The organism is Bradyrhizobium sp. HKCCYLS20291, from assembly GCF_051167715.1.
GTDB lineage: Bacteria > Pseudomonadota > Alphaproteobacteria > Rhizobiales > Xanthobacteraceae > Bradyrhizobium.
In genome coordinates this window covers 1-25,135 of record NZ_JBNPTO010000016.1, presented here as the reverse complement: position 1 = coordinate 25,135, position 25,135 = coordinate 1, and the positions used below count along the sequence as shown (strand labels likewise).

31 protein-coding genes are annotated in these 25,135 nt (G+C 65.7%); 14 read left to right on the top strand and 17 right to left on the bottom strand.

The window, feature by feature from the left end; all coding sequences use genetic code 11:
- Positions 1-135 precede the first annotated feature (135 nt).
- Genes ACQR07_RS28250 through ACQR07_RS28240 form a run of 3 tightly spaced genes read left to right on the top strand, consistent with a single transcriptional unit; the run spans position 136 to position 3,051 of the window.
- The gene (locus tag ACQR07_RS28250) at positions 136-1,005 is read left to right on the top strand and encodes an AAA family ATPase (protein ID WP_434905364.1); all 870 of its coding nucleotides are present in this window, start codon (positions 136-138) and stop codon (positions 1,003-1,005) included.
- Positions 1,002-2,207, top strand: coding sequence for a vWA domain-containing protein (locus ACQR07_RS28245; RefSeq protein WP_434905363.1), 1,206 nt, complete (start codon positions 1,002-1,004; stop codon positions 2,205-2,207). Before ACQR07_RS28250 ends, ACQR07_RS28245 begins: the two co-directional genes overlap by 4 nt.
- A 28-nt stretch (positions 2,208-2,235) precedes the next feature.
- The gene (locus ACQR07_RS28240; RefSeq protein ID WP_434905362.1) at positions 2,236-3,051 is read left to right on the top strand and encodes an XdhC family protein; all 816 of its coding nucleotides are present in this window, start codon (positions 2,236-2,238) and stop codon (positions 3,049-3,051) included.
- Between the two features lie 6 nt (positions 3,052-3,057).
- Here ACQR07_RS28240 and ACQR07_RS28235 read toward each other — a convergent pair whose 3' ends face one another.
- The 5 genes from ACQR07_RS28235 to ACQR07_RS28215 all read right to left on the bottom strand — a co-directional run bounded on the left by ACQR07_RS28235 (position 3,058) and on the right by ACQR07_RS28215 (position 8,895).
- Positions 3,058-4,152, bottom strand: a complete 1,095-nt coding sequence (locus tag ACQR07_RS28235; protein WP_434905361.1) for an HWE histidine kinase domain-containing protein — start codon at positions 4,150-4,152, stop codon at positions 3,058-3,060.
- Between the two features lie 300 nt (positions 4,153-4,452).
- The gene (locus ACQR07_RS28230; protein ID WP_434869423.1) at positions 4,453-5,277 is read right to left on the bottom strand and encodes a carbohydrate ABC transporter permease; all 825 of its coding nucleotides are present in this window, start codon (positions 5,275-5,277) and stop codon (positions 4,453-4,455) included.
- Positions 5,274-6,209: a carbohydrate ABC transporter permease gene (locus ACQR07_RS28225; RefSeq protein ID WP_434905360.1), complete on the bottom strand. Its 936-nt coding sequence runs from the start codon at positions 6,207-6,209 to the stop codon at positions 5,274-5,276. The genes ACQR07_RS28230 and ACQR07_RS28225 overlap by 4 nt, the downstream gene beginning before the upstream one ends.
- Complete coding sequence (locus ACQR07_RS28220) at positions 6,206-7,525, bottom strand: ABC transporter substrate-binding protein (RefSeq protein ID WP_434905359.1); 1,320 nt, start codon at positions 7,523-7,525, stop codon at positions 6,206-6,208. Before ACQR07_RS28220 ends, ACQR07_RS28225 begins: the two co-directional genes overlap by 4 nt.
- Positions 7,526-7,662: 137 nt before the next feature.
- Positions 7,663-8,895 (bottom strand): benzoate/H(+) symporter BenE family transporter, encoded by a 1,233-nt coding sequence (locus ACQR07_RS28215; protein ID WP_434905358.1) that lies wholly within the window; start codon positions 8,893-8,895, stop codon positions 7,663-7,665.
- A 401-nt stretch (positions 8,896-9,296) separates the two neighbouring features.
- Between ACQR07_RS28215 and ACQR07_RS28210 the strand changes: the two genes are divergently transcribed.
- Positions 9,297-9,764: a hypothetical protein gene (locus ACQR07_RS28210; protein WP_434905357.1), complete on the top strand. Its 468-nt coding sequence runs from the start codon at positions 9,297-9,299 to the stop codon at positions 9,762-9,764.
- Between the two features lie 55 nt (positions 9,765-9,819).
- Here ACQR07_RS28210 and ACQR07_RS28205 read toward each other — a convergent pair whose 3' ends face one another.
- A complete protein-coding gene (locus ACQR07_RS28205; RefSeq protein WP_434905356.1) occupies positions 9,820-10,065 on the bottom strand; it encodes a hypothetical protein in 246 nt (81 codons plus the stop codon).
- Positions 10,066-10,985: 920 nt separating this feature from the next.
- The gene (locus tag ACQR07_RS28200; RefSeq protein ID WP_434869429.1) at positions 10,986-11,939 is read right to left on the bottom strand and encodes a ribose-phosphate pyrophosphokinase; all 954 of its coding nucleotides are present in this window, start codon (positions 11,937-11,939) and stop codon (positions 10,986-10,988) included.
- Here ACQR07_RS28200 and ACQR07_RS28195 point away from each other — a divergent pair.
- On the top strand, positions 11,929-12,108 hold the full coding sequence (locus ACQR07_RS28195) for a hypothetical protein (protein ID WP_434905355.1): 180 nt from the start codon (positions 11,929-11,931) through the stop codon (positions 12,106-12,108). The genes ACQR07_RS28200 and ACQR07_RS28195 overlap by 11 nt on opposite strands.
- On the opposite strand, the gene ACQR07_RS28190 is transcribed toward ACQR07_RS28195, so the two are convergent.
- The 4 genes from ACQR07_RS28190 to lgt form a co-directional block, all read right to left on the bottom strand.
- Positions 12,105-12,755 (bottom strand): hypothetical protein, encoded by a 651-nt coding sequence (locus ACQR07_RS28190; protein ID WP_434905354.1) that lies wholly within the window; start codon positions 12,753-12,755, stop codon positions 12,105-12,107. The two genes, ACQR07_RS28195 and ACQR07_RS28190, sit on opposite strands and share 4 nt — an antisense overlap.
- Positions 12,756-12,881: 126 nt before the next feature.
- Positions 12,882-13,628 carry a peptidoglycan editing factor PgeF gene (gene pgeF / locus ACQR07_RS28185; protein ID WP_434905502.1) on the bottom strand — a complete coding sequence of 249 codons (747 nt, stop codon included), beginning with the start codon at positions 13,626-13,628 and terminating at the stop codon, positions 12,882-12,884.
- Positions 13,629-13,648: 20 nt separating this feature from the next.
- Positions 13,649-14,776, bottom strand: a complete 1,128-nt coding sequence (locus tag ACQR07_RS28180; RefSeq protein ID WP_434905353.1) for a class I SAM-dependent methyltransferase — start codon at positions 14,774-14,776, stop codon at positions 13,649-13,651.
- Positions 14,773-15,630, bottom strand: coding sequence for a prolipoprotein diacylglyceryl transferase (lgt, locus tag ACQR07_RS28175; protein ID WP_434905352.1), 858 nt, complete (start codon positions 15,628-15,630; stop codon positions 14,773-14,775). The genes ACQR07_RS28180 and lgt overlap by 4 nt, the downstream gene beginning before the upstream one ends.
- A gap of 245 nt (positions 15,631-15,875) precedes the next feature.
- Between lgt and ACQR07_RS28170 the strand changes: the two genes are divergently transcribed.
- The 4 genes from ACQR07_RS28170 to ychF all read left to right on the top strand — a co-directional run bounded on the left by ACQR07_RS28170 (position 15,876) and on the right by ychF (position 18,884).
- On the top strand, positions 15,876-16,166 hold the full coding sequence (locus ACQR07_RS28170) for an accessory factor UbiK family protein (protein ID WP_434905351.1): 291 nt from the start codon (positions 15,876-15,878) through the stop codon (positions 16,164-16,166).
- Between the two features lie 196 nt (positions 16,167-16,362).
- Positions 16,363-17,067, top strand: a complete 705-nt coding sequence (locus ACQR07_RS28165; protein WP_434869434.1) for a 50S ribosomal protein L25/general stress protein Ctc — start codon at positions 16,363-16,365, stop codon at positions 17,065-17,067.
- Positions 17,068-17,139: 72 nt separating this feature from the next.
- Positions 17,140-17,745, top strand: coding sequence for an aminoacyl-tRNA hydrolase (gene pth, locus ACQR07_RS28160; protein ID WP_434905350.1), 606 nt, complete (start codon positions 17,140-17,142; stop codon positions 17,743-17,745).
- 41 nt (positions 17,746-17,786) lie between these two features.
- The gene (gene ychF, locus ACQR07_RS28155) at positions 17,787-18,884 is read left to right on the top strand and encodes a redox-regulated ATPase YchF (protein WP_434905349.1); all 1,098 of its coding nucleotides are present in this window, start codon (positions 17,787-17,789) and stop codon (positions 18,882-18,884) included.
- Positions 18,885-18,901: 17 nt separating this feature from the next.
- Here the strand turns inward: ychF and ACQR07_RS28150 are convergent, their stop codons facing one another.
- Positions 18,902-19,192 carry a DUF4282 domain-containing protein gene (locus ACQR07_RS28150; protein WP_434869437.1) on the bottom strand — a complete coding sequence of 97 codons (291 nt, stop codon included), beginning with the start codon at positions 19,190-19,192 and terminating at the stop codon, positions 18,902-18,904.
- Between the two features lie 217 nt (positions 19,193-19,409).
- Between ACQR07_RS28150 and ACQR07_RS28145 the strand changes: the two genes are divergently transcribed.
- From ACQR07_RS28145 to ACQR07_RS28135, 3 genes are all read left to right on the top strand, one after another.
- Positions 19,410-19,868: a MaoC family dehydratase gene (locus tag ACQR07_RS28145; RefSeq protein ID WP_434905348.1), complete on the top strand. Its 459-nt coding sequence runs from the start codon at positions 19,410-19,412 to the stop codon at positions 19,866-19,868.
- Positions 19,868-20,347 (top strand): MaoC family dehydratase, encoded by a 480-nt coding sequence (locus ACQR07_RS28140; protein ID WP_434905347.1) that lies wholly within the window; start codon positions 19,868-19,870, stop codon positions 20,345-20,347. The genes ACQR07_RS28145 and ACQR07_RS28140 overlap by 1 nt, the downstream gene beginning before the upstream one ends.
- Before the next feature lie 109 nt (positions 20,348-20,456).
- Entirely contained in the window at positions 20,457-20,606 is a 150-nt protein-coding gene (locus tag ACQR07_RS28135; RefSeq protein ID WP_434869561.1) for a hypothetical protein, read from the top strand.
- 348 nt (positions 20,607-20,954) lie between these two features.
- Here ACQR07_RS28135 and ACQR07_RS28130 read toward each other — a convergent pair whose 3' ends face one another.
- The 5 genes from ACQR07_RS28130 to ACQR07_RS28110 all read right to left on the bottom strand — a co-directional run bounded on the left by ACQR07_RS28130 (position 20,955) and on the right by ACQR07_RS28110 (position 23,956).
- On the bottom strand, positions 20,955-21,368 hold the full coding sequence (locus tag ACQR07_RS28130; RefSeq protein WP_434905346.1) for a hypothetical protein: 414 nt from the start codon (positions 21,366-21,368) through the stop codon (positions 20,955-20,957).
- Positions 21,369-21,520: 152 nt separating this feature from the next.
- Positions 21,521-22,444 (bottom strand): hypothetical protein, encoded by a 924-nt coding sequence (locus ACQR07_RS28125; protein ID WP_434905345.1) that lies wholly within the window; start codon positions 22,442-22,444, stop codon positions 21,521-21,523.
- 141 nt (positions 22,445-22,585) lie between these two features.
- Positions 22,586-23,026, bottom strand: a complete 441-nt coding sequence (locus ACQR07_RS28120; RefSeq protein WP_434905344.1) for a nuclear transport factor 2 family protein — start codon at positions 23,024-23,026, stop codon at positions 22,586-22,588.
- A 97-nt stretch (positions 23,027-23,123) separates the two neighbouring features.
- Entirely contained in the window at positions 23,124-23,390 is a 267-nt protein-coding gene (locus tag ACQR07_RS28115; protein ID WP_434905343.1) for a hypothetical protein, read from the bottom strand.
- A 122-nt stretch (positions 23,391-23,512) separates the two neighbouring features.
- Positions 23,513-23,956, bottom strand: a complete 444-nt coding sequence (locus ACQR07_RS28110) for a nuclear transport factor 2 family protein (protein WP_434905342.1) — start codon at positions 23,954-23,956, stop codon at positions 23,513-23,515.
- Positions 23,957-24,227: 271 nt separating this feature from the next.
- On the opposite strand from ACQR07_RS28110, the gene ACQR07_RS28105 reads away from it, so the two are divergent.
- The gene (locus ACQR07_RS28105) at positions 24,228-24,458 is read left to right on the top strand and encodes a hypothetical protein (RefSeq protein WP_434905341.1); all 231 of its coding nucleotides are present in this window, start codon (positions 24,228-24,230) and stop codon (positions 24,456-24,458) included.
- A gap of 154 nt (positions 24,459-24,612) precedes the next feature.
- Positions 24,613-25,005, top strand: coding sequence for a hypothetical protein (locus ACQR07_RS28100; RefSeq protein WP_434905340.1), 393 nt, complete (start codon positions 24,613-24,615; stop codon positions 25,003-25,005).
- The last annotated feature ends 130 nt before the right edge of the window (positions 25,006-25,135 follow it).

The following is a 25,135-nucleotide window of genomic DNA, read 5'->3' as shown; positions in this document are numbered from 1 at the left end:
AGTGCGCTCCCTCTCCCCGTTCTTCACGGGGAGAGGGTCGGGGTGAGGGGCCGCCGCACGGGAAGTGTGTGTGGAGAGACCAGTACTCCTTAAGACGATAAAGCGCTGGCCGTCCCGAGAGGCACAAACGTTACGATGACAACCCGCGACGACATCGCGAAATCCCTCGCCGCCTGCGGCTACATCGCCGATGGCGAGCTGGCGACGGCGATTGCGCTGATGCAGTTGTTGAAGCGGCCGCTGCTGCTGGAGGGCGAGGCCGGCGTCGGCAAGACCGAGGTCGCGAAGGCGCTGGCGGCGGTGCACGGCACCGAGCTGATCCGCCTGCAATGCTATGAAGGCCTCGACCAGAGCGCGGCACTGTACGAGTGGAACTACCAGCGCCAGCTGCTGGCGATCGAGGCGCATCGTGGCCAGCCCGATACGATCGAGGACCAGATCTTCTCCGAAAAATATCTGCTGGAGCGGCCGCTGCTGGCGGCGATCCGCCGCACCACGCCGCCGGTGCTGCTGATCGACGAGATCGATCGCGCCGACGACGAGTTCGAGGCTTTCCTGCTGGAGCTGCTCTCCGACTTCCAGGTCTCGATCCCCGAACTCGGCACCATCAAGGCCACCAGCATCCCGCATGTGGTGCTGACCTCCAACGGCACCCGCGAGCTGTCGGACGCGCTGCGCCGGCGCTGCCTGTATCACTATGTCGACTATCCCGACGTCGACCGCGAGGCCCGCATCATCTTGGCGCGCATCGACGGCGCCTCCGCGTCGCTCGCTTTGCAGATTGCGCGGCTGGTGGAAAGCCTGCGCAAGGAGGAGCTGCGCAAGCTCCCCGGTGTCGCCGAGACGCTCGACTGGGCCGCGGCGCTGGTCGGGCTCGATGTGCGCGATCTCAAGGACCAGCCGGAGGTCGTGCATGACACGCTGATGTGCCTGCTCAAGACCCACGAGGACCGCTCGCGGATCACGCGCGAGGTCGCGGCGCGATTGCTGGGGAAGGTCGCATGAGCTGCTGTGGCGCCACGCCCGACCATGAGGATCTGAATGCGGCGGCGCAGCTCGTGGCCGGCCGGCTCGGCGCCTTCCTGCGCACGCTGCGCGACAACGGCTTTGCGATCGGCCTGCCGGAAGGGCAGGACGCCGCCGCAGTGATGGCCGCCGGCTATGCCGGCACGCCCGGCCTGCTGCGCTCGGCGTTCAAGCATCTGTTCTCCGCGCGCAAGAGCGAGTGGGACCGCTTCGACGGATTGTTCGATGCGTTCTGGCTCGGCAAGCGCGTGCGCTCGCGCTCACTCGTCTCCGGCGCTGCGCCGGCCGCCAACAGCCCGTCGCTGAAGAGCCTGCAGGACGCGGGCGCTGGCCAGCGCGGTCCGCAGGGGGCGACCGATCAAATCATCTCCGACGGGAGGCCAGGCGATGCCGGCGGCGAGGGCGTACGCGAGGGCGCCTCGCGCGTGGAATCGGTCGGCGAGACCGACTTTCGCAAGCTCGCCGATCCCGACCAGGTCGCGCTGGCGCATGAGGCGGCAGCGCGGCTGGCGAAAGCGATGCGGACGCGGTTGACGCGGCGTGATCAGATCAGGCGCAAGGGCGAGCGTCTCGACCTGCGCCGTACCATCCACCGCAACATCAGCCATGGCGGCGTGCCGATCACGCTGGTGCATCGCCGCCGCAAGGTGAAGCCGCTGCGGCTGGTGGTGCTGCTCGACGCGTCGGGCTCGATGAGCGCCTACACCGCGGTGTTCCTGCGCTTCATTCACGGCGTGCTCGACGCATTCTGCGAGGCCGAGGCGTTCCTGTTTCACACCCGGCTCGCCTACGTCTCCGACGCGATGAAGGAGCGCGACGCGGCGCGCGCGCTCGACCGGCTCTCGATGATGGCGCAGGGGGCCGGTGGCGGCACGCGGATCGGCGAGAGCCTGCAGACCTTCAACCGCTGGCACGCCGCGCGCGTCATTCATTCGCGGACCTGCGTGATGATCGTCTCCGACGGCTACGACACCGGCGATCCCACGCTGCTTGGCCGCGAGATGGCGCAGCTGTCGCGCCGCTGCCGCCGTATCGTCTGGCTCAACCCGATGCTCGGCTGGGACGGCTACGCGCCGGAGGCGCGCGGCATCAAGGCGGCACTGCCGCATGTCGATCTCTATGCGCCCGCGCATACTCTGAGCTCGCTCGCGGCGCTCGAGCCGTATCTGGCGAGGCTATGATGGTGATGCCGCAAAGGGGGATCAGCCGATGACCGCGTCCGTCGAATTGCTCGATCTCGCCGCGCAGCTCAAGGCCAGGGACGAGAGCTTCGTGCTCGCCACCGTGGTCCGCACCGTGTCGGTGACGGCGGCCAAGGCCGGCGCCAAGGCGATCATCCGTCCCGACGGCACCATCGTCGCCGGTTGGATCGGCGGCGGCTGCGCGCGTGGTGCGGTGTTGAAAGCCGCACGCGAGGCGCTCGGCGACGGCGTGCCGCGCATGGTCTCGGTGCAGCCGGACAATCTGCTCGCCGAGCTCGGCGTCAGTCCAGGCGAGACCAAGGAGGGCGTGCGCTTCGCCGCCAACATGTGCCCGAGCAAGGGCACGATGGACATCTTCGTCGAGCCGGTGCTGCCGCATCCCTCGCTGGTGATCCTCGGCGCGAGTCCGGTGGCGCTTGCCCTTGCTGCGCAGGCGCGCCCGCTCGGCTATCACGTGACGCTCGCCGCCCCCCTGGCCGATGTCGTCGGCACGCCGGAGGCGGATCGCGTCGTCGACGGCTTCTCGCTGGACGACCTCGCCGGTGGCCGCCGCTTCATCGTGGTGTCCACGCAAGGCAAAGGCGACGAAGCGGCATTGCGCGCGGCGCTGTCATGCGACGCCGCCTATCACGCCTTCGTCGGCAGCCGCCGCAAGATGGACAGCCTGCGCGAGAAGCTCATCAAGGACGGCATCGACGCGGCGCTGCTGGACCAAGTGAAAGCGCCCGCCGGGCTCGATCTCGGCGCCATCACGCCGGAGGAGATCGCGATGTCGATCCTCGCCGAGATCACCTTGACCCGCCGACGCGGCCAGCGCGGCTGAGATCCGTCACGACGCCACCGGCAGGTCGAACCCCACCTTGAGGCCGTCGGTGGCGAAGTCGCGCGTTACCTCGCCCTTCAGCGCTGCGCCGAGGATGCGCTCGAACAGCAGCGAGCCGAAGCCGTTGCGCGTCGGGGGCGTGACCGGCGGGCCGCCGTTCTCGTGCCAGGACAGCCGCAGTCGGTCGTCAGCATGGCTCCAGCTCAGCGCCACCCGGCCGTCATCGGTCGACAGCGCGCCGTATTTCACCGCGTTGGTGACGAGCTCGTGCAGGCCCATCGAGAGATACAGCGCGACGCCCGGCGCGAGCTGCACAGCGGGGCCGTCGACGGCGACACGGTCGGGTTGCAGCGGCGCCAGCTCGGCACGGACCAGCTCGTCGAGCGCGATCGCCTCGCGGCCGCGATCCAGCGCCAGCGCGTGGCTGCGGGTCAGCGCGGCGATGCGGCCGCGCAGCACCTCGCCGAACTCGGCGAGCCCTGCATCGGCACGGATGCTGAGCGCGATGACGCTGTCGACCAGCGCCAGCGTGTTCTTGACGCGGTGATTGAGCTCGTGAACCAGCACGCGCTGGTGCTGCTCGATCGTGCGCCGCCGGGCGTTCTCGGTGCGCAGCGCGATCTCGTCCATCACGATCTCGCTCAGCTCGGTGAGCTGGGCGATGTCGTCGTCGGTCCAGGTCCGAGGCACGTAGTCGATCGCGCAGAGTGCGCCGATGACTTCGCCGTTGGGCAGCCGCAGCGGAACGCCGAGATAGGCAATGACACAGAGGCTGGCGGTCGACAGACTGTCGCGCACCAGCGGCAGCTGGTTGGCGTCGTTGACGACCAGCGGCTCGGCCGTGATCACGACCTGCTGGCAGAACGAATGGCTCAGCGGCGTCTCGCGCAGCGAGGCCCACGGCTCGCACAGCCCGACCGAGCTCTTGAAGAATTGCCGGTCGCGATCGACCAGCGCAATGATCGAGGCCGGCGCCTGCAGCAGCCGCGACGTGAGCCGCGTGACGCGGTCGAAGCCCGGCTCCGGCGGCGAGTCGAGCAGCTCCGTCTGCAACACGGCAGTCATGCGGTCGGGCGCGGAGGGATCGCGATCGGACGTCATGAAGCCTTCGTCGGTCGGGCGTTCAGCCGGTGACAGGGGTGCACGACGAACCCGGCCGGGCACCAATCCGGGCCGGGCGATCGTGCGGTGTAGTGGAATTCGGCTGAGACGAAGCCGGCACGGACACGAGATGGAACCGTTTCAAGCGGTTGCTGGCCCGCTTTTGCGACGGAGGCGAATCCCGGTTCCATGCAGGTAACCAAGGGGCAGACTGTGGCTTGACCAAGGCAAATCTGGCATTCCGCCGCAGGTTATACTGGAATGCATTATACCGAACAAAACGCCGAAATCGCCTCGGCGTCAGCCGCCTTTCACGGCACCCGCGGTCAAGCCGGCCACGATCTGCTGCTGCGCAAACACTGTCAGCAGCAGCACCGGCAGCGTCACGATCAGCGCCGCCGCGGCGAGCGGGCCCCAGCTCAACTGGTCGAACGAGATCATGTTGTAGACCGCAACCGGCAGCGTGCGTGTCTCACGGCCGGCCAGCACGATGCCGAAGACGAAATTGTTCCACGAGAAGATGACCGCGAGGATGAAGGCCACCGCGAGGCCGGGCTTGGCCACCGGCAATGCCACGTGGCGGAAGACCTGCCAGCGCGTCGCGCCGTCGATGCGCGCGGCCTCCTCGAGCTCGATCGGCGTCGTCTCGAAATAGCCGATCATGATCCAGATCACGATCGGCACGGTCACGACGAGGTGGATGATGATCTGCGGCCACAGCGTGCCGAGCAGGCCGAGCCACTGGAACAGCAGGAACAGCGGGATCAGATAGGACAGGCCGGGCGTGATGCGCGCGATCAGGATCACGATCGCCGATTTATGCGCGGCCATCCGCGCGATGCCATAGCCGGCGGGCACGCCGACCAGCATGGCGAGCGCCGTCGCGCCGCCGGTCACCAGCAGGCTGTTCTTGAAATAGGTGAAGAAGCGGTTCGACGACAGCACGTCGGTGTAATTCTTCCAGGCGAAATGCTCCGGCCAGAACACCGGCGGATAGGCGGCGTTGTCGACCTCGAGCTTGACCGACAGCGAGATCATCCAGAGGAAGAACAGGATCGCCGGCGAGACGATGAGGAAGACGCCGAGCGCCAGCCCGAGCCGGCCGAGAATCGTGTTCACGCTCATGTCTCGCTCCCCAGCGCATTCCACTGCGCGCGCCGGCGCAGCACCAGGAGCAGCGCGGTCAGCGCGACGATCAGCGCGAAGAAGATCACCGCGATCGCCGAGGCGTAGCCGAGGTCGTAATACACGAAGGCGACGCTGTAGAGGTAGAGGTTGATGGTCTCCGACGCTGAGCCGGGGCCACCTTGGGTGATCGCGAAGATGATGTCGAAGCTCTTCACCGCGTCGATGCCGCGGATCATCGCGGCGATGAACAGGAACGGCATGATCAGGGGCAGGGTGATGTAGCGGAACATCTGCCAGGTCGAGGCGCCGTCGATCTGCGCGCTCTCATACGGCTCGGTCGGCAGCGAGGCGATGCCGCCGAGCACGATCAGCATGACCAGCGGCGTCCATTGCCAGGTCTCGACCAGCACCAGCGAGGGGATCACGGTGCCCGGGTGGAACACCCAGAGCTGAGGCGGCAGCCCGACCAGCGACAACAGATAGTTCAGAATGCCGAGCTGCGGGTGGAACATCATCGTCCACACCAGCGCGATCGCCACCGGCGTCGCCATCATCGGCATGATGAACAGCGCGCGCAGCAGGCCGCGCCCGGGAAAGCGGGCATGGAAGACGACTGCGGCCAGGGTGCCGAGCACGAGCGGCAGCAGCACCGACAGCGCGGTGTAGGACAGCGTATGCCCGACCGCCTCGACGAAGCGCGGATCGGCCGGCAGCCGCAAATAGTTCGACAGCCCGACGAAGGTCGTGGGCGTGCCGACCTTCCACTCCTGGAAGCTCATCCAGATCGTGAACAGCCAGGGAAAGATGATCACCGCCAGCACGGTGACCAGCGCCGGAATCACGAACGGCCAATAGGATGGCGGCCGCAATGCACGCTCTGGCGCAGCAGCGTCCGCAGCTGCGCCAGCCTGTTCGACAATCGTGCTCACGCTTTTTCGCTGCGCTCCAGGATCGGGCGGAACTGCTCGTGGGCCTTCTTCAGCTCGGTGGCCGGATCGGCGCCCGACAGCGTGGCGGTCAGCGCAGCACCGACGAGATCGCGGAATTCGGCGACCGGGATGATCACGGGCAGGCCGAGCTTCGAGATCTTGCCGGAGTCGATCGCCGACTGCAGCCATTCCTTCGGCATCTTGACGCCGCCCTGGACCTCGGCGTCGTTGAGCACGGAGTTGCGGAACGGCACGCCGCCGCCGGCCTGTACCAGGCGGGCACCCTGCGCCTTGGAGACGATCCACTGGCACAACAGCCACGCCGCCTCCTTGTTCTTGCTCGCCGCGGCGATGCCGATGCCGTCGCCGTAGGTGGCGGAGAACTGCCCCTTCGGCCCGGACGGCACCAGCGTGTATCCGACCTTGCCGGCGATGCGCGAGGCATTGGGGTCCTCCAGCGGCGGCGCCCAGCCGACGCCGTCGATCCACATCGCCGAGCGGCCTTGCGTGAACGAAGCCATCGACTCCATCCAGTTGAAGCCGGCCACGCCGGGCGGCGCGTAGGTCGTCAGCAGCTTCTGGTACATCTTGGTGGCCTCGACGGCCTCGGGACCGTCGGTCAGGATGTTGCCCTTGGCGTCGAGGAACTCGCCGCCATAGTTGAGGAAGAAGTTCGTCCACAACGTCATGTTGGCGTTGCGCAGGCCGCGGCCGACGAAGCCGAAGGTGCCGTCCTTGGGATCGGTGAGCTTCTGCGCCGCCGTGACCATTTCGTCGAGCGTCTTCGGCACCTCGACGCCCTTCTTCGCGAACAGCTCCTTGTTGTAGTAGAGGATGAAGTAGTCGACCGACCACGGCAGCGAGAACATGCGGCCCTTGTCGTTGCTGGCGTAAGTGCGGCCGGCGGCGGAGAAATCGCTCGCCATGAGGTCCGGCGCCGTCAGGTTCGGATCCTTCATGAAGTCGGTGATGTCGGTGAGCCAGCCGGCCTTCTCGAACTGCCGCTTCTGCACGTGATAGCTGAGATGCACCACGTCGAAGCTCGGCTTGCCCGACGACAGCTCGATCACCACCTTCTGCCGCTGCTGCTGCTCGGGGACCTGCTCGGATTCCACCTCGATGCCGGTCAGCGCGGTGAATTCCTTGATGTTCTTCTGCAGATTGTCGCCGCGCGGCCCCTTGGCCAGGATCACCTCGAGCTTGGTGCCGGCATATTTCTTCCACTGCGGCTCCGACCAAGCCGGCTGGCCGGTGAGCGCCAGCGCGCCTGCTGCTGCCGTTCCCGCAAGCATGTTGCGGCGCGTGATCGCAGTCATTCGTATCCTCCCAGGATCAATTCAGAGTGCATTGTTCTTGTTCTGGAAGTGTAGCGCGATCCAGCGGCGCTGCAACAGGGCGTTGTCCGTTCGGCTGGGGATGCGGCGACACGGCGTGGTGCGGTGCGGCAACCTGCTCAGGCGCTGGACGCTGCCGCAAAATCCGCCCGCTCCAGCAGCCACGAGATCGCGAAGCCCGCGACGAGGCCCCAGAATGCGGCGCCAATGTTGAGCAGCGGCACGTCGGCGACGGTCACGAGGAAGGCGACCAGCGCGCCGAGCGAGAACCGCGTCTTGAACGCGGTGACGAACGCCGTCTGCAGCACGCGCAGCATGGCGACGCCGGCAAGCGTCGTGATCAGCGATTTCGGAGCGATGAGCAGCAGCGTCGTGAAGGTCGGCGCCAGCAGGCCGAATCCGAGCGCGAGCAGGCCGACGACCATCGCTGCGGTATAATGGCGCTTCGGCTCGCCGCCGGAGACGACGATGGCGTTGGTCGGCCCGGTGAGGCAGGTCGAGACGCCGCCGACGATCGCTGATAAGGCCGAGCCGAGGCCGCAGGCGACGGTGACCAGGTTGACCGGCGGCTTGTGGCCTGCCGCGGTGAGCACCGCAAAGCCCTGGCCGTTCTGCACCACCAGCACGGTGACCGCGAGCGGCACCACGAGCTCGATCAGCGCCGCGAGCGACCAGGACGGCGTCGGGATCACCGGGGTGATCAGCGCGAGCTGCAGCGATGCGCCGTGATCATATTTGCCGAACATGATGGCGGCGAGCGTGCCGATCGCCAGCGCGCCGATAATCGGCGGGCAGCGCCGCCCGAGCGCGGGCAGCGCGGTCAGCACCAGCCACACGGCGACCATCGGCCCGGCAATGGCGAATTCGCCGAGCACGGCGCGAACCAGATCGAGCCCGAAGCGCAGGAACACGCCGGCGACCATGCCCATGACGATCGGCATCGGCACCAGCTGCATCGCGCGCTTCACCCAGCCGGACAGCCCCAGGATCAGCATCAGCAGTGCCGTGCCGTAGAACGCACCGACCACCTGCGCGAAGCCGAGATGCGTCAGCGACTGCCCGACGAGGACGGTCCCCGGAATGGTCCAGAACAGCACCAGCGGCTCGCGATAGCGCCACGACAGCAGAATCGTGATCAGCCCGTTGATGAAGAACACCCCGAAGATCCACGACGCGATCTCGCCCTGCGACAGCCCGCCATTGGCGCCGACCGACAGGATGATGGCGACCGGCCCGGTGATCGCGAACAGCCAGCCGATGAAGCCGTGCGAGGCATAGAGTGGACCGAAATCATCGGCGATCTGGCTCAAGCCGGGCGGCGGGCCCGCGGGGCGTTCGATGGCGCTGAACATGGCGGGCAGGGCTCGTGGTGTTCTTGTTGTTGTCATTGGGTTGGGGATGTTGTGGCCGAATGAGGCGAGCTGTGCAAGGCGAGGTGATGACGGGATGCCGGCCGGATCCAGTGTCCCGTTGGCCCTTCGATCCATCCGCGCGTCATTCCGGGGCATTCGCGTTCGCGAAATGGCAAAGCCATTGCGTGAACGCGAATGAGCCCGGAATCCATAACCACAGGCAGTCATTTTGGAGATGACACTCGCGGCGTTCAGATATCTCGATTCACCGCGAGCGATCGTGGATATGGATTCCGGGCTCGCGCTCACGCGACTTCGTCGCTCCGCGCGCCCCGGAATGACGATCGAGAGAGCGCCGGATTCGATTCACCTTTCTAGGCCGATCAACGGTATGATCGATCATGAACTGGTTCATGAGAAAACGCCTCCGCGCCGTTTTTGGGGACTTCTTGTCCAAGGAGGCGCTGGATACGATCGCGCAAGGCAATGCGCCCATGCCGCCGCTCGAGCGGTCGATGGTCTGTCATGTGCTTCTCCAGGTCCGCGATGACACGGCCGAAGATGTCTCGCAGAACGTGTCGGATGTAAGTGAGCTCCTCGTGCGCGAGGGCGCCATGATCGAGAACATCCTGTCCTCGCTGGTCTCTGCAGCCTTCCCACTGCAGGCGAGCCGACTGGACGCGATCGAGGCGGCTCTTGGTCGGCTCGGCCCAAATGTCAGGGCTGTGTATCAGGCCGGCGAATATCCGCGCGGCATGTTCGGCTCATCCAGCCGCTTCGCCTACGGCACCGTCGTTCCGCACATGAGCATGGCGATGGAGAGGCTGTTGCGCCTGGAGTTTGGTCGTGCCGAGCGGCTGGAGAGATGAAACGGAATTGATGTAGTCCGGGTTTGCGGTATTGCACGCGGATGTTTTCGCGACGTCACGCCGAAGCTGGCGGCGACGCGCGTGAAACCAGCTCGAGATCCGGGTCTGCCACCTCAAAGTGGATCAATCCGTAAGTCGGAAACGTGACGAGAGCACCTTTCCCGAGATACGCCCATTCCGCTTGCGGATAGTCGGCGCTGTATTCGTTCGCATCGATGTGTGCGACGACGAGGCCGCCGTCATCCATGCCGAGGCGGACCCGATCTCCCAGCGTGATCGTTTGCCCGTCGGGATATCTCATCGTTCATCTCCGCAACGCGTGCGATCCAGATTTTTTAATGATCCATGCCCGCCGGGCAAATCAGCTCAACCGTCGCAGATCCTGTCCATCCCTTCGGATAAAAATAAATTGCTTGCTGCTTTCGCCAAATCAGCATTATGGTCCCGCTCGTTCCGTTGCGTCGGAGGGGACGTATCGCGGTCGTCATGGACGTCGGCAGCGGAATGCGGTGGGCGTGTGGGGTCGCAGCGTGATTCAGTTTGCGCCGACGAACGATCCGGCACGCACGGTCAAGTCGCGCGGTCCTGGCACCCCGAAGCTGGTGTCACGCTTGCGCCGACGCTCACGCGTCGCGCAGGCAACGGTGGCCAAAAGCCGGTGCACCGAGGAGAACGCGAAGCAGCCGTCAAAACCATCGCGCAGGGAGGGCCGGGCGTTCTCGGCCAGACCTGTGGTTCTGCCGCCTGCATTTTTTTCCGCAGGCGGGCCACGGGCGCGGCCAGCGCCCGGCTCTCCCTGCGCCCTTCATGTGGAGGGCGGATGCTTGATCAAAGCTCGGACGCGAGACGCGCCGCGAGAGCGTGGAGGTGCGTTCGCGCCTAGTGCGACAAAGGCTGGCGATGGCTAAGTGACGCGCGGGCTGCCGACCCTCGCCTGGAGAGGGAGGGCTATCGCATATAGAGATACGGGGCTGTCGCGACGAACAATCCTGACAGTTAGTTACTCCGTCATGCCCGGGCTTGTCCCGGGCATCCACGTGGTTCTCAGTGCGCTGAACGACGTGGATGGCCGGGACAAGCCCGGCCATGACGACGTGGAGGAACGCGAGCGCACCACTCCGATCGTCAATGCGGTCACCCTGCCTGGAGGGGGAAGGCAAAGTCAGATCGAGATATCAAAGCGAGAAGAGGGACCGCGGTGATGTCCGCGCGACAACGCAATCAGTCGAACAGGCTCGACACCGACTCTTCCGCGGCCGTCCGTCCGATGGCTTCCGCGATCAGCGGGGCGATCGGCAGCGCACGGATGTTGGGGGCGTTGCGCACGGCTTCCGTCGGCATGATGGAGTCGGTGATGACGAGCTCCTTCAGCCGCGACGAGCTGATGCGGGCTGCGGCGCCGCCGGAGAGCACGCCATGGGTGATGTAGGCGTAGACGTCCTTGGCGCCGTATTTGAGCAGCGCATCGGCGGCGTTGACCAGCGTGCCGCCGGAATCGACGATGTCGTCGATCAGGATGCAGGTGTGGCCCGAGACCTCGCCGATCACGTTCATGACCTCGGACTCGCCGGGACGCTCGCGGCGCTTGTCGACGATGGCGAGAGGCGTGTTGATGCGCTTGGCGAGGCCGCGCGCGCGCGCCACGCCGCCGACGTCGGGCGACACCACCATGACGTTGGAGAGATCGAACCGCTCCTTGATGTCGCGCACCATCAGCGGCGAGGCAAACAGGTTGTCGGTCGGGATGTCGAAGAAGCCCTGGATCTGGCCGGCATGCAGGTCGAGCGTCATGACGCGGTCGACGCCGGCATGGGTGATCAGATTGGCGACCAGCTTGGCCGAGATCGGCGTGCGCGAGCCGGACTTGCGATCCTGCCGGGCGTAGCCGAAATACGGAACCACGGCGGTGATGCGGCGGGCCGAGGAGCGGCGCAGCGCGTCGGTGATGATCAGCAGCTCCATCAGGAGGTCGTTCGCCGGATAGGACGTCGACTGGATGATGAAGACGTCGGAGCCGCGCACGTTCTCCTGGATCTCGACGAAGATCTCCATGTCGGCGAAGCGCCGGACGACGGCCTTGGTCAGCGGCAGGCCGAGCTCGGCGGCGATACCTGCGGCAAGAGCCGGGTTGGAGTTGCCGGCGACGAGTTTGATGGAGCCGTTCTTGGCCGACATCGTGAATTCTCCTCGCGGGTCGCTGGAGACCTTGTTCAGCATATCGGACTATCCGTGGAACCGGCGGTTTTGTACGGGCGAGGTGATATCAAGGACACCAAGCGGCTGGCAACCCGCCGCAGCTGTTTTCCCGGTCAAAAAACGGCGCAAAATGCGCCGCTTTGCCTAATGGTCGGTGTAGCCGAGGGCGGCGACGCTGCTGCCGTCGGACATGTCAGATGCAGATTTGGGCGATGCAGGCTCGGCGGCTGCAATCGCAGGGCCGCGCGTGGCCGGGGCGGCGGGGGGCGTGGTGCCGGCGGGCGTGCCGTTCAGCATGTTGGAGAGGCCGCTGAATCCCGCTTGCGCGATCTTTCGCAGAACCATGTCGTCGACGGCATTCCAGGGATCGCGGCCGCCGCGTCCGATCGGCTCTTCGCCCGACAGGCGCAGCGCGCGCTGCTGATTGCGGTCATAGACGTCGAACACCCAGGCGATCACGCTCTTGCCGCCGACGACCTGCGCCGAGAGGTAGGTGCGGACGCGGTAGGCGGCCGGCGCTTCGCGCGACACGATGGCGAGGCTGCGCAGCTTGGATTCGCTGTCGAGCACGCTCACCATGCGATCGAAGATCTGCGGCGGCGGGCCGTCGATCTGTTCGAAGGCGATGGTCGCGCCGTCGGACGATGGCGCCATGGCATAGGCATTGGCGGGGCCGCCGCTGCCGCTGCCGGCGCATCCGCCGAGCGTGGCTGCAGACAGGATCAGCGCGGCGGCAACGCAGGCGTGCTGCGTGGCGCGGCTGATCAGTCGAAGTGGTGTCGGCGCTCCCCTCATCGTCGGGAGCGATATCGTTAAAATCGATTAACGTCTAGGTCGCGGCTGCCACAGATCGGGACAGAACGTCGTCAGTTGTAGAGAAACGGTTAAGCAATCCCCATGTGGCCACAATGGCGCCCCGCTTCAGCCTTCGAGCATGATCGCATGCACGTGGCGACCGTAGTCCGGCTCTTTCCGGTGCACCGAGCGGCGGTAACTGAAGAAGCGTTGGTCGGCATAAGTGTCGAGCCCGAGATCGTCGACCAGGAGCACGCCGGCCTTGTCCAGCCGCATCCGGATGAAGCCGCCGAGGTCGAACATCGCGTGTCCCTGGCGTTCGGCCGCCACGAAGAAGCGCGCATGCTCGGCATCGGCATCGACGAAGCGGGTGACGAATTCGGGCCCGACCTCGTAGCTCGATTGCCGGATCAGGGGACCGATGGCGGCGATGATCTGCCCGCGCTCGGCGCCGAGCTGCTCCATCGCCTGCAGCGTGGCTTCGAGCACGCCGGTCAGCGCGCCCTTCCAGCCGGCATGGGCGGCGCCGATCACGCGGCGCTGCGCATCGACGAACAGGATTGGTCCGCAATCCGCCGTGGTGACGCCGATCGCCAGATTGGGGGTGGCGGTGACGAGCGCATCCGCCTTCGGCCTGACGGTGCTGTCCCACGGACCGGTCGCAACCACGACATCGGGCGAATGGATCTGATGCACGCTGAGGAACTGGTCCGGCCCGACGCCGAGATGCTCCGCCATGCGGCGGCGATTTTCCCGGACGTTCTCCGGCACGTCGTTCGATCCCAACCCGCCGTTCAGCCCGGCATAGATGCCATCGGAGACGCCGCCCTCCCGGGTGAAGAAGGCATGGCGCAGACCCGGAATCGCGGACATCACATCCGATGACACCAGCATCATGCGCCTCCGCTCGTCGCGCTCGTATGCTCGTCGCTGATTCCGGCGAGCACGGGAATTTCGGAATCGGAGATGCCGAGCACCTTGAACATCGAACCCATGCCGCTGCGGCCGCCTTCGATCAGGCGCTTCAGCCCGCTTGCAATGTCCTCGGAGACCTCGGGCGCCGCCTTCTGCATCAAGGTCAGTGCGCGCGTCTCGATGCCGAGCCGGCGCAGGAATTCGCCCTGTGTGACCGGGCCGTGGACGCGGGCGCCGACGGCGTCGGCCGTCCGCGACAGCGCGTCGAAATCGACATGGGCCGTGATGTCGGCAAGCCCCGGCGTTTTCAGGGGATCGGCGAAGCTGTGCCGCGCGATCGCCTGGAAGGTGTCGCCGACGTCGCTGCGGACATGACCATAGTCGATGATGACCGCTGCGCCGCGCTGCTCGCGGATGCGCTTGGCGATCGCCATCATCTCGGTGTTGGGGCGCCATTCGAAGATCGCGCCGACGGGGGCGGCGCGCACCAGCGGCGGCAGCAGATGCTCGAAGCCGGGGGTCGGATCCGGCGCCGCGGCGTAGACGAAGTTCTCCTCCTCGTCGAGCTCGACCACGCGCTCGTGCCAGCCGGTCTCCCGCCTCAGCATCTGGTGCACCGGCAGCACGTCGAAATACTCGTTGGCGAAGATGACGCTCGGCCCTTCCGGCACCTCGTCGAAGCTGTCGTGCCAGGTCACGTTGCGCAGGCCGGTCAGCGTCTGTTTCTGCTTTTCGCGCAGAACCGGATTGATCTCGACCAGGTGCACCGAAATGGTCTGGTACAGCGGCGGCAGCACGCGCAACGCGCGCAATGCATCCGACATCATGGTGCCGCGGCCGGGCCCGAGCTCGATCAGCCGGAACTGCTGCGGCGAACCGGTCGCCTTCCAGATCGAGGCCGCCCACAGCCCGAGCAGTTCGCCGAACATCTGGCTCACCTCCGGCGCGGTGGTGAAGTCGCCTTCGCGCCCGAGCGGATCGCGCGCGATGTAGTAGCCGTGCTCGGGGTGCGTGAGGCACAGCTCCATGTAGCGCCAGACCGGCATCGGGCCGGACGCCCTGATCAGCCGCTTGATCTCGGTGTGCAGCGCAGACAGTTCGATCACGGATGGGCCTGCAGCGAAGGAGTGGCGTGATGGATGTCAGGCTTGCGCAGCGCCCGGGCGACCAGGATGGCGCCGACGATCAGCATCGGCACCGACAGCAGCATGCCCATGGTCATGCCGCGCCACAGGAAACCGAGTTGCGGATCCGGCTCGCGGAACAGCTCGCTGACGATGCGGGCTGTGCCATACAGGCCGATGAAGCTGCCGAGGATGAAGCCGGGTCGTTTCAATGCTCCGAACCGGACCATGGCAGCCAGGATGCAGAACAGCAGCAGGCCCTCGAGGCCGGCCTCATAGAGCTGGCTCGGGTGACGCGGCAGCTGGGTGGGATCGGTCGGAAAGATCATGGCCCAGGGCAGATTCGGATCAGCCTCACGGCCCCACAATTCGGGTTTGATGAAGTTGGCGATGCGGCCGAGCAGCAGGCCGATCGGCGCAACCGCGGTGGTGATGTCGCCGAGTGAGAGGATCGGCAGGCCGTTGCGGCGGGCGAACAAGATCACGGCGACTACGCAGCCCATGAAGCCGCCATGAAACGACATGCCGCCGTTCCACAGCTGGAAGATATCCAGCGGGTCCTTGATGAAGTGCGGGAGGTTGTAGAACAGCACGTAACCGGTGCGGCCGCCCAGAATGATGCCGAGCGTGACCCACAGGATGAAGTCGTCCAGCTGGACCAGCGACACCGGCGCCGGGCCGCCCCACAGCCGCTCCTTCTTCAGGAGCGAGCGGGCATAGAGCCAGCCGAGCACGATGCCGCAGATATAGGCCAGCGCGTACCAGCGGACGGCGAACGGGCCGATCTGGACCGCGACCGGATCGAAGACGGGGAAGTCGACGAGGAGGGGCGTCATTCAGGGCTTTCGTGGGCACGGCGTTCCGGCTCGGGACTCACGCGGGCGATGCGGGCTTCGAACGGGCCCCGCCACATGAACAGCTGCGGCGCGCCGTCGATCTGGGCCGCTTATGCCGCACAGCGCGGCTGCCTCACAAGTACGATGACAAGGAAACCGCCGCGTGACAAGACGAGCGCATCTTGAAGCCGGCGGGCCGGATCGCCATTGTGTGATCGAGCGCGTCGCGCCAGCGGAGTTTGAGCATGACCCAGACCAACAACCGGTTTTTCGACGAGATCGGCCGCCTGATGAACGACGCTGCCGGCGCCGCCCAGGGCATGAAGCGGGAGGTCGATTCGGTCATCCGCAACCAGGCCGAAAAGATCCTGAACGACCTCGACATCGTGAAGCGCGAGGAGTTCGAGGCGGTCAAGGACATGGCCCGGCTCGCCCGCGAGGAGAACGAGGCGCTGAAGGCACGGATCGCCGCGCTCGAGGCCAAGCTCGGCGGCGCCGCCGGCGGTCAGCCGGGGACCGGCACCGCGGACGGCTGACCCCGCGCGCGAAATACCTTCGGAGAGTTGGTGGGATGAAGGGGCCGTCGGTCCCTTCATTTCCTTGTCATTTCCCGGGTTTGCCGCTAGAACGCCGCCACGTCCGCGGCCCCCGCACCCCTGGAGGCTTGCCGAAGGACGTCCAGCAACGGGCCGCATTGCGGCCTTTAACTTTTTAAAACAAGGACTTAACACGATGGCGACCGTCAGAGAACTGAAGGCGACCGCCCGTCCGTCAGTCGGCAAGGGGGCCGCACGGGCAGAGCGTCGCGCCGGGAGAGTGCCCGGAGTGATTTATGGAGACAACCAGCCCCCGCTGCCGATCTCGGTGGACGACCGCGAACTGCGCCAGCGCATCCTGGCGGGCCGGTTTCTGACCACGATCTTCGACGTCAGCCTCGACGGCAAGAAGCATCGCGTGATCCCGCGCGACTTCCATCTCGATCCGGTCAAGGACTTCCCGATCCATGTCGACTTCATGCGGCTCGGCCAGGGCGCGACCATCCGCGTCAGCGTGCCGCTGCACGTGGTGGGTTCGGAAGGCGCGCCGGGCGTCAAGCGCGGCGGCACGGTCAACATCGTGACCCATACGCTCGACCTCGAGTGCCTCGCGGAGAACATTCCGCAGTTCATCGAGGCCGACGTCAGCGCGCTGGAAATCAACCACTCGCTGCACATCTCCGACGTCAAGCTGCCGACCGGCGTGAAGACGCTGTCGCGCGATGACGCCACCCTCGTCACCATCGTCCCGCCGTCGGGCTATGGCGAGGAGCAGAAGGCCGCCGCTGGCGCCGCCGCGGCTCCCGCTGCTGCTGCCGCTCCGGCTGCCGGTGCCAAGGCGCCTGCCGCCGCCGCGAAGGCTCCTGCTGCCGCGGCCAAGGCCCCCGAGAAGAAGAAGTAAGCCGATCCGCTGTCGGGGCGCGCGGGCTGGTCTCGCGCGTCCCGGAGCGACGGCAGGTCCCGGTGCCGCGCCATGCTGCTGTTCGTCGGTCTCGGCAATCCCGGCGCGAAATACGCGCGCAACCGGCACAATATCGGCTTCATGGCCGTGGACGAGATTTCGCGGCGGCACCGCTTTGCGCCCTGGCGCCGCAGGTTTCAGGGCGAAACCTCGGAAGGCACGCTGGACAATGAGCGCGTCATCCTGCTGAAGCCCACGACCTTCATGAACGAGTCGGGCCGAGCCGTGCAGGAAGCAGCCAGCTTCTTCAAACTCGGTGTCGGCGACGTCACGGTGTTTCAGGACGAACTCGAATTGCCTCCGGGCAAGCTGCGCGTGAAGGTTGGCGGCGGCATCGCCGGGCATAACGGGCTGCGCTCGATCTCCGCGCATCTCGGCAACGACTACCGCCGCGTCCGGCTCGGCATCGGCCATCCCGGCGTCAAGGAGCTGGTGCACGGCCACGTGCTGTCGGACTTCGCCAAATCCGATATGCCCTGGGTCGAGGCGCTGTGCGAGGCGGTGGCCGACAATGCCGGTTTGTTGACCGGCAAGCGCGACGCCACCTTCGCCAACAAGGTGCATCTGGCGCTGCAGGCCAAGGGTTTTCTGGACAAGGGCGACGCCGGCGCCGCGTGAGGCGCGCGCGGTTGTTGCCTTGAGAGGATGCGAGACGGGTCATGGGATTCAAATGCGGGATCGTCGGGCTGCCGAACGTCGGCAAATCGACGCTGTTCAATGCGCTGACGGAGACGGCCGCGGCACAGGCGGCGAACTATCCGTTCTGCACGATCGAGCCGAATGTCGGTGAGGTCGCCGTGCCCGATCCGCGGCTGGATAAGCTGGCGGCGATCGCCAAGTCCGGCCAGATCATCCCGACGCGGCTGACCTTCGTCGACATCGCCGGCCTCGTGCGCGGCGCCTCTAAGGGGGAGGGGCTCGGCAACCAGTTCCTCGCCAATATCCGCGAGGTCGACGCGATCGCGCATGTCGTGCGCTGCTTCGAGGATTCCGACATCACCCATGTCGAGGGCAAGATCGCCCCGCTCGCCGACATCGAGACCATCGAGACCGAGCTGATGCTGGCCGATCTCGACAGCCTCGAGAAGCGTGTCGACAACCTCGCCAAGAAGGCCAAGGGCGGCGACAAGGACGCCAAGGAGCAGCACGATCTCGTCAGCCGCGCGCTGGTGCTGCTGCGCGAGGGCAAGCCGGCGCGGCTCTTGGAGCGTAAGCCGGAGGAGGAGCGCGCCTTCGGCATGCTCGGCCTGCTGAGCTCGAAGCCGGTGCTGTACGTCTGCAACGTCGAGGAAGGCTCGGCGAAGGACGGCAACAGCTTTTCGCAGGCGGTGTTTGCCCGCGCCAAGGAAGAGGGCGCGATCGCCGTCGTGATCTCCGCCAAGATCGAATCGGAGATCGCGACCTTGTCGCGTGAGGAGCGCGTGGATTTCCTTGAGACGCTCGGTCTCGAAGAGGCCGGCCTCGATCGGCTGATCCGCGCCGGCTATCAGCTGCTCGACCTGATCACCTATTTTACCGTCGGTCCGAAGGAAGCCCGTGCCTGGACCATCCATCGCGGCACCAAGGCTCCGGCGGCTGCAGGTGTCATTCACACCGATTTCGAAAAAGGCTTCATCCGCGCCGAGACCATCGCTTATGCCGACTACGTCGCACTCGGCGGCGAGGCCGGGGCGCGGGAGGGCGGCAAGCTGCGGCTCGAGGGCAAGGAGTATGTCGTCGCCGACGGCGACGTGATGCACTTCCGCTTCAACAACTGACGCGATGCGGGGGCGGACTACATCCGCCCCTGCTCGCGGATCGCGCCGAGGTGCTCGTTGATGCGGAAGACGATCAGCACGAACTCGGCGATGATGCGCGAGAACACCATGCCGACGATGATGCCGGCGAGCGAGGACAGCAGCATCAGGAAACCGCCGAACGGGCTGATCGCCATTTCCGACAGGCCCTGGAAGATCCCGCGGATTCCCGAGAGAATGATGAGCGCGACCACGAGCCAATAGAACGTCTTGATGATGGTGGGCGTGATGAAACGGTCCCATTGGAACAAATCGCGAAATTCCAACATCCTGATCCCCCAGCAAATTCCGAATCGCAGGCAAATCGTCTTTAAGTGGTGCTCTGATCTTACGCCAGATGACGAACAGGCCCGCCGACCTCGTTCTCGGCTTCTGCAGCCGTCAGAATGAGATCAGCGACCGCAACGGGCAGCCATGCGAGGGCCCCAGTTGTGATTGCCGCAAAGTGCGGCCACAATCGGGCTTCTACAGCCATTCCCGGTGTTCATGACCCTCAGCTTCGAAGATTTTCCGCAAGGCCATTTCGGCAGCTTCGGCCCGCGCCACGTCACCCGCGACGAGATCATTGCCTTCGCATCCGAGTTCGATCCGCAGCCGATGCATCTGGACGAGCAGGCTGCCTTGCAGTCGATGCTCAAGGGCCTCTCCGGATCTGGCTGGCATCTCTGCTCGCTGATGATGCGCATGATGTTCGACGGCTTCATCGGCCGCACCGCCTCGCTTGGCTCACCGGGGGTCAACGAGGTGCGCTGGCTGTCGCCGCTGCGCCCCGATGATGAGCTCATGCTCGATGTCGAAGTCGTCGAAGCGCGCGAATCACGCACTCGGCCGTCGACCGGAATCGTGACCTTCAAATGCAGCGTGCGCAACAAGGCCGGCGATCGGCTTTGCGAGATGGTGTCCCCGATCATCGTCGAGCGGCGCGCCGGCGGGCAGGTGAGCTGATGCGGTTCTTCGAGGATCTTCAGGTCGGCCAGCGCCGCGAACTCGGCTCCCACACATTCACGGCCGACGAGATCAAACGCTTCGCCCGGCAGTTTGATCCGCAGCGCTTTCATCTCGACGAGAAGGAAGGCCGCAACTCGTTGTTCGGCGGGCTCGCTGCTTCGGGTTGGCACGTCGGTTCGGTCTGCATGAAGCTGATCGTCGCCGACAATCAACGGCTCGCAGAGATCGCGCGCTCGCGCGGAGAGCCGGTCGCGCTCGGTGGGCCGTCGCCGGGCTTCCGGGAGCTGCGCTGGCTGAAGCCGGTGCTCGCCGGCGATACAATTACCTTCTCCAGCGAAATTGATTCGCTGCGCGCATCGGCGTCGCGACCGCAATGGGGCCTGCTGCAGGCGCGCAATACCGGCGTCAATCAGCGCGGCGAACTGGTGTTCTCGGTGCTTGCGTCGGCCTTTGTGCCACGACGGAACAATGGTTGAGGCGAAAAGGTCACGCTGCGTAGGATTGTCTTTGCGGAACGAACTTCCCGCTAACGCATTTTGAACCCGGACTCTATAAGACAGCCCATCAGGGATCAGGATGTGGGGGATGAGTATGGCAGATCGCAGTGGTCTGAAACTCCTCGGCTTTATCTTTGCCAGTGTGACGCTTGCGGTGATGCTCGCGACCGGAATGGTCGTGAAGGGTTACGCCGACGGCTCGTATTCGCTTGAGAGCTCTGCTTCCATCAGCGAGTGACGGTTTAACTGTTCGTTAACGAAGGCGGGCAGCGCGGGCGCTGCTCGAGCGGGTCTAGCGGCTCCAGATGAGCACCATGACCGCGATGGCAATCACCAGCAATCCCAAGAAGCGGACCATGATGGTCCCCACCCGCTGAGGCTCCTGCCTGAGCGGAATCGGATCGGTGTTCTCAGGTCTAATCGTTTCCATCAAAATGACAGCCCCTGACGCAACGGACCCGTAAGTAAAACGGGCACGTGTTGGTCGCGGGGACGCCGCAACGCGTTCAAAAATGTAGCGATGCAAAGGCGAAACCGCCGCGCGATGTCATCGCGCGACGGCTTCGGAATGCATCCGGCAACCAGGTCAGTTGTTGCGCAGCCCGTCGGCGGCGCGCTTCCACTGGGTGACGTTCTCGGCGATCGCCCGGGTCGACTTCATCGCAGCCTGGCTCAGCTGGGCATAGCTCGCGATCTCGCGCTGCACGCGCTGACCCTCGGCATGCAGCAACTCGCGCAGGTTCTCGAGCTCGCCGATCAGGTTCTCGATCTCCGACAACGAGGTGCCGGCGACGCGCTGGATCAGCGTGGTGACGCTGTTCACGGCTGCATCGGCATCGATGACGGCCTCGGCGGTGGCGGCCGCATTGGGGCGGCGCAGATAGGCGATGTCATTGCGGACGAAATCACGAATGCCGGCTTCGACCTCGGAGACTGCGGCGAGATCTGGATCCAGCTCGGTTTCAGTTCCTTCGATCTTGTCCGGACGAATAGCATTCATCGGCTCATTCCTCATTTCGCGTTCATATGAGCGCGGTGTCCCCGCACGACGAAATTCTCAAAGCCTATCAGTGCGGCGAAATTGGGCCGCAACGCGGCGAAGCTGCGGCGACCGTTCGATCATTCGTGGCGGGCCGCCGCAATCGTTAAGCCTCACCAGCTGCGTTTGAAGCCGGCCGAGATGCTCTTGCTGGTGCCGCCTTGCGCGGTTTCGCCGATCGCGCCGGACACGCTGAGACCATCATACAGCTTCTGCTCGGCACCGACCTTGCGCAGCCATTTCTCCTCGCTCGACGACATCGTCTGACCTGCGGTGACGCTCGTGCCCGTATCCTTGACCGAAAGCTTCGCCGATTGCTCGGTGTCGAAGCTGCGGCTGGTGCGCGTCGTCCCGCCGGGGATCGGCACCATTCCCTGCTGCGTGACGTTGTAGCCGTTCTGTAAAGTCAGATTGTAATGATCGAGCGGCACGGCCTTGGTGATGGTGGTGCCGAGGCGGCCCTGGTCCGAGCCGGGATCGACGCGAGCCTCGATCGCGGTCGTGTCCCAGATCGTGCCGGCGCCGGGCGCCGTGACCGCGGCCCAGGCCGAGCCGCCGGATTGCGGCGTGCTGCCGCCGTTCTCGGCCTTCTCCGCCAGCAGTTCGGACATCGTCGTCGGCTGGCGCGTGACGGTCATGTCGGCGCCGACGCGCGCGTCCCAGAACGGCGACACCGACTGCTTGACCGAGACCCCGGACGCGGCGCTGCCCTTGTTCTGGTTGGACCAGTCGAGCGCCGCCTTCTCGGCGGCTGCCCTGCGCTTCGCCGCCGCCGCTTCGGGGCGATCGAGAAAGGTCGTCTCGTCGATCGCAAGCTGGCTCCAGTCGAGCTTGTCGACATCGATGCCCTTCATCGGATCGGCCGCGGATGCCTGCGCCCCCGCCTCATCCTCATCGCCGTCCTGTGGCGCGATCTGTTGCCACGGGGTCGATTGCGTCGGCTGCGGCGCCTGCATCAACGTCTGGGCTTGCGCCGCGGAGACAAGGCAACCAAGGCCGGCCGTGAAAACCGCCAGCACGCAACCATACGATGTCATGAGAGCAACCCCCGCCGCCCGAACTTGCCGGTCGAAATATGGTCGAATCTTGGCGCGAAATTATGACCGCGCCAATCACGATGTGTTGGCTTGTCGCGATCCGACCCACAGCCCCGTGCGCCGGCGGGCATCATCCGGCCATCATGCGAAATTGCCGATCCGCGGCAGGTGGATCGGACGGCCCAGCGTCTGCTCCACCAGATCGAACGTGTCGATCAGGATGCGCAACCGCGCCAGCTTGCCGCCGCGGAACTGCATGAACTGCGCCAGCCGGGCGGTGATCGGCTTGTCGGAATCCTGCGCCGTCATCGCGCAGCGGACCATCGTGGCGGCGCCGCTCTCGTCCAGCATCAGCGTTTCGCGCTCCAGCCTGCGGATATGCACGGCATTCCCGATCTGCCGGATGGCTTCGAGCACCGCGGCTTTGCCGTGGCGCGCGCCGAGAAACGGGAACATGTCGATCGGGCCGTAGATGGCCCAGTCCACGTCGTCGTCGAGCAGCTCGGCGAGCGCGTCGAAATGGTGGTCGTTGATCGCGCGCCGCAAGGCACGCGACAGACGCCAGAGGCTGTGCTCGGTCATGTCCGGTGATCCCTGATCTGGCTCGCAAGATGACGCACCAGCCTTCAGGCCACGCCACCGATGCCGAATCTCGGCCGCTGGCCGCGGGGTTGCAATCTCAGCGCACCTCTCTCAGCACGCGCTGCCGGGCGACGGCGACCTCGTGCTCGCGAAATGCCGCCATGCCGAACAGGGTGGCGCCGGCGAGGCCGCCGACCAGGGCGCCCAGCGGCATGAAGGTGAAGAACACGAGCATGCCCGCATAGCCCTCGAATTCGCTGGTGTTGCACAGCTCGATCCAGGCGAGGCCGATTCCGATCCCGATCGTGGCGCCGCCGACGACCCCCATCACCAGCCCTGCCATCGCCAGGAATGCAATCTTCATCTCGCCAATGCCCCGCATGCCGCCCGCAAATGGGTTCGGGGCGTCGAAGCGAGGTTCAAAGCATTGCGGCGGAATTCGGTGACGTTTCCGTGATCAGCCCCTGGCGGGCAACGCTTGCTGTGTCAGCGGGGAGAGTCGGCGATCAGCAGCCGGCCGAGGTCGCATTCGAGCACCTGCTGCACCAGGTCGAACGTGTCCATGATTTCCCTGATCCGGCAGATGCGGCCGTCGCGCAGGGTATAGAAGGCTGCGAGGTCATATTGCACGATGCGGTCATTGTCGCGCTTGCGCAGGAAGACGCGGAGGTCGGCGGCGACCTGATCCCCCTCGCAGATCATCGCCTTGATCTCGTGCCTGACGTCGGCATAGCGATTTCGCGTGGTTTCCCACATCTGCCGCACCTCCGCCTTGCCGGTGCGGCGGCCGAGATGCGGGAAGATGTCGATCGGCGCCGAGGCGAAGTGCTCGACGTCGTCGCTGCAGCTGGCCAGCACGGCGTCGAAATCGCCGGCGGCATGGGCCTCGAGCAGCTTGCGCACCCGCTGCTTGTTGATGTGCTCGATCATCCTGTCTCCACTGACTGGAGGGCCCGCATCGGCTCTGACCTTGTTGGAGAGGTCGGTGCACGGCCGTCAATCACCTGTGGGAGTCCCGGCCGGTACAATACATCGGCAGGGTGAATGGAATCTTGGCGGCGGATCGCGTCGCGATGATGTCCGAGCCGTGAGTTTTGAGTCGGAGGTCACCGCTTCGGGCCATGAGGTTCGCGTAGGTGGGACGCGGGAACCGCACCGCCGCGCCGACGTTACTCGGCAACATCCATTTCGGAGTCTCATCATGAAGATCATGATCGCCGTTTCCGTCGCAGCGCTCACGCTGCTTTCCACGCAGGCCGCCGAGGCCAAGGGCTGCATCAAGGGCGCCATCGTCGGTGGCGTGGCCGGTCATTATGCCGGTCACCACGGCGTGCTCGGCGCCGCCGCGGGCTGTCTCTATGGACGTCACCGCGCCAAGCAGGAGGATCGTCGGGAGCAGCAGACCCAGGTGAACGGCCAGGGCCGGATGTAGTCGAACCCGGCGTCGCCTGCTCTTGACGCGACCTCATGTCAGCCGGCCGCGACGCGGCCCGGCGTGATGGGGCTCACGGTCACCACGGTAGCCGCCAGCTACACGGATGCGGTCTGGTCCTCGCCGAGGACCGCCGCAACCGGATGCCCGTGTCATGCTCGCCGTATCCTCCCCCAGCATATCGACGCCGAAGCCGGCGTCTCTCAACCTGCTCGAAGGCATGGCGCTGACCGCGCTGTTCCAGGCCATTCCGACCTATGCCGGGGCCGCGCTGATCCTGAAGCTCGCGCACAGCACCGCGCTGCGGCCCGGCATCCTGGGCTTCGTGATATCGGCGACCATCGTCCACGTGCTGATGGTCGCGGCGGCCGGTCCGCGCTTTCAGCGCCTGCTCAAGCAGGCCTATGCCGCCGTGTTCTACGATGCGACGCTCGGCTTCGCCGACAAGGTGCTGCGCTGGTGCACGCAGCCGGAAACATCGCTGCAGCTCTTGAGCACGACCGTCATGCTCGCCCTGCTCTCGGTGGCCGCGCTCGCGATCGGATGAGACACGCATCTCGCGCAACAAACACCGCCGTCGTCCCGATAAACGCAGGCACAGTCCGTAGAGCCCGTGAGCCAATTGAGTTTTTGGGCTCATTGATGGCGAAGATTGTGACAGCCGCAGGATGACCGTG

Bases quoted from the DNA above. Each gene is read 5' to 3' on its own strand.
- ACQR07_RS28230 (WP_434869423.1), bottom strand. From the start codon at position 5,277: ATGAGCGTGAACACGATTCTCGGCCGGCTCGGGCTGGCGCTCGGCGTC.
- ACQR07_RS28150 (WP_434869437.1), bottom strand. From the start codon at position 19,192: ATGTTGGAATTTCGCGATTTGTTCCAATGGGACCGTTTCATCACGCCC.
- ACQR07_RS28235 (WP_434905361.1), bottom strand. From the start codon at position 4,152: ATGACGTCCGATCGCGATCCCTCCGCGCCCGACCGCATGACTGCCGTG.
- ACQR07_RS28215 (WP_434905358.1), bottom strand. From the start codon at position 8,895: ATGTTCAGCGCCATCGAACGCCCCGCGGGCCCGCCGCCCGGCTTGAGC.
- ACQR07_RS28190 (WP_434905354.1), bottom strand. From the start codon at position 12,755: ATGAGGGGAGCGCCGACACCACTTCGACTGATCAGCCGCGCCACGCAG.
- ACQR07_RS28140 (WP_434905347.1), top strand. From the start codon at position 19,868: ATGCGGTTCTTCGAGGATCTTCAGGTCGGCCAGCGCCGCGAACTCGGC.
- ACQR07_RS28115 (WP_434905343.1), bottom strand. From the start codon at position 23,390: ATGAAGATTGCATTCCTGGCGATGGCAGGGCTGGTGATGGGGGTCGTC.
- ychF (WP_434905349.1), top strand. From the start codon at position 17,787: ATGGGATTCAAATGCGGGATCGTCGGGCTGCCGAACGTCGGCAAATCG.
- ACQR07_RS28170 (WP_434905351.1), top strand. From the start codon at position 15,876: ATGACCCAGACCAACAACCGGTTTTTCGACGAGATCGGCCGCCTGATG.
- pgeF (WP_434905502.1), bottom strand. From the start codon at position 13,628: ATGTCCGCGATTCCGGGTCTGCGCCATGCCTTCTTCACCCGGGAGGGC.
- ACQR07_RS28120 (WP_434905344.1), bottom strand. From the start codon at position 23,026: ATGACCGAGCACAGCCTCTGGCGTCTGTCGCGTGCCTTGCGGCGCGCG.
- ACQR07_RS28105 (WP_434905341.1), top strand. From the start codon at position 24,228: ATGAAGATCATGATCGCCGTTTCCGTCGCAGCGCTCACGCTGCTTTCC.
- ACQR07_RS28165 (WP_434869434.1), top strand. From the start codon at position 16,363: ATGGCGACCGTCAGAGAACTGAAGGCGACCGCCCGTCCGTCAGTCGGC.
- ACQR07_RS28205 (WP_434905356.1), bottom strand. From the start codon at position 10,065: ATGAGATATCCCGACGGGCAAACGATCACGCTGGGAGATCGGGTCCGC.
- pth (WP_434905350.1), top strand. From the start codon at position 17,140: ATGCTGCTGTTCGTCGGTCTCGGCAATCCCGGCGCGAAATACGCGCGC.
- ACQR07_RS28130 (WP_434905346.1), bottom strand. From the start codon at position 21,368: ATGAATGCTATTCGTCCGGACAAGATCGAAGGAACTGAAACCGAGCTG.
- ACQR07_RS28125 (WP_434905345.1), bottom strand. From the start codon at position 22,444: ATGACATCGTATGGTTGCGTGCTGGCGGTTTTCACGGCCGGCCTTGGT.
- ACQR07_RS28100 (WP_434905340.1), top strand. From the start codon at position 24,613: ATGCTCGCCGTATCCTCCCCCAGCATATCGACGCCGAAGCCGGCGTCT.
- ACQR07_RS28210 (WP_434905357.1), top strand. From the start codon at position 9,297: ATGAACTGGTTCATGAGAAAACGCCTCCGCGCCGTTTTTGGGGACTTC.
- ACQR07_RS28240 (WP_434905362.1), top strand. From the start codon at position 2,236: ATGACCGCGTCCGTCGAATTGCTCGATCTCGCCGCGCAGCTCAAGGCC.
- ACQR07_RS28200 (WP_434869429.1), bottom strand. From the start codon at position 11,939: ATGTCGGCCAAGAACGGCTCCATCAAACTCGTCGCCGGCAACTCCAAC.
- ACQR07_RS28145 (WP_434905348.1), top strand. From the start codon at position 19,410: ATGACCCTCAGCTTCGAAGATTTTCCGCAAGGCCATTTCGGCAGCTTC.
- ACQR07_RS28110 (WP_434905342.1), bottom strand. From the start codon at position 23,956: ATGATCGAGCACATCAACAAGCAGCGGGTGCGCAAGCTGCTCGAGGCC.
- lgt (WP_434905352.1), bottom strand. From the start codon at position 15,630: ATGACGCCCCTCCTCGTCGACTTCCCCGTCTTCGATCCGGTCGCGGTC.
- ACQR07_RS28250 (WP_434905364.1), top strand. From the start codon at position 136: ATGACAACCCGCGACGACATCGCGAAATCCCTCGCCGCCTGCGGCTAC.
- ACQR07_RS28135 (WP_434869561.1), top strand. From the start codon at position 20,457: ATGAGTATGGCAGATCGCAGTGGTCTGAAACTCCTCGGCTTTATCTTT.
- ACQR07_RS28220 (WP_434905359.1), bottom strand. From the start codon at position 7,525: ATGACTGCGATCACGCGCCGCAACATGCTTGCGGGAACGGCAGCAGCA.
- ACQR07_RS28245 (WP_434905363.1), top strand. From the start codon at position 1,002: ATGAGCTGCTGTGGCGCCACGCCCGACCATGAGGATCTGAATGCGGCG.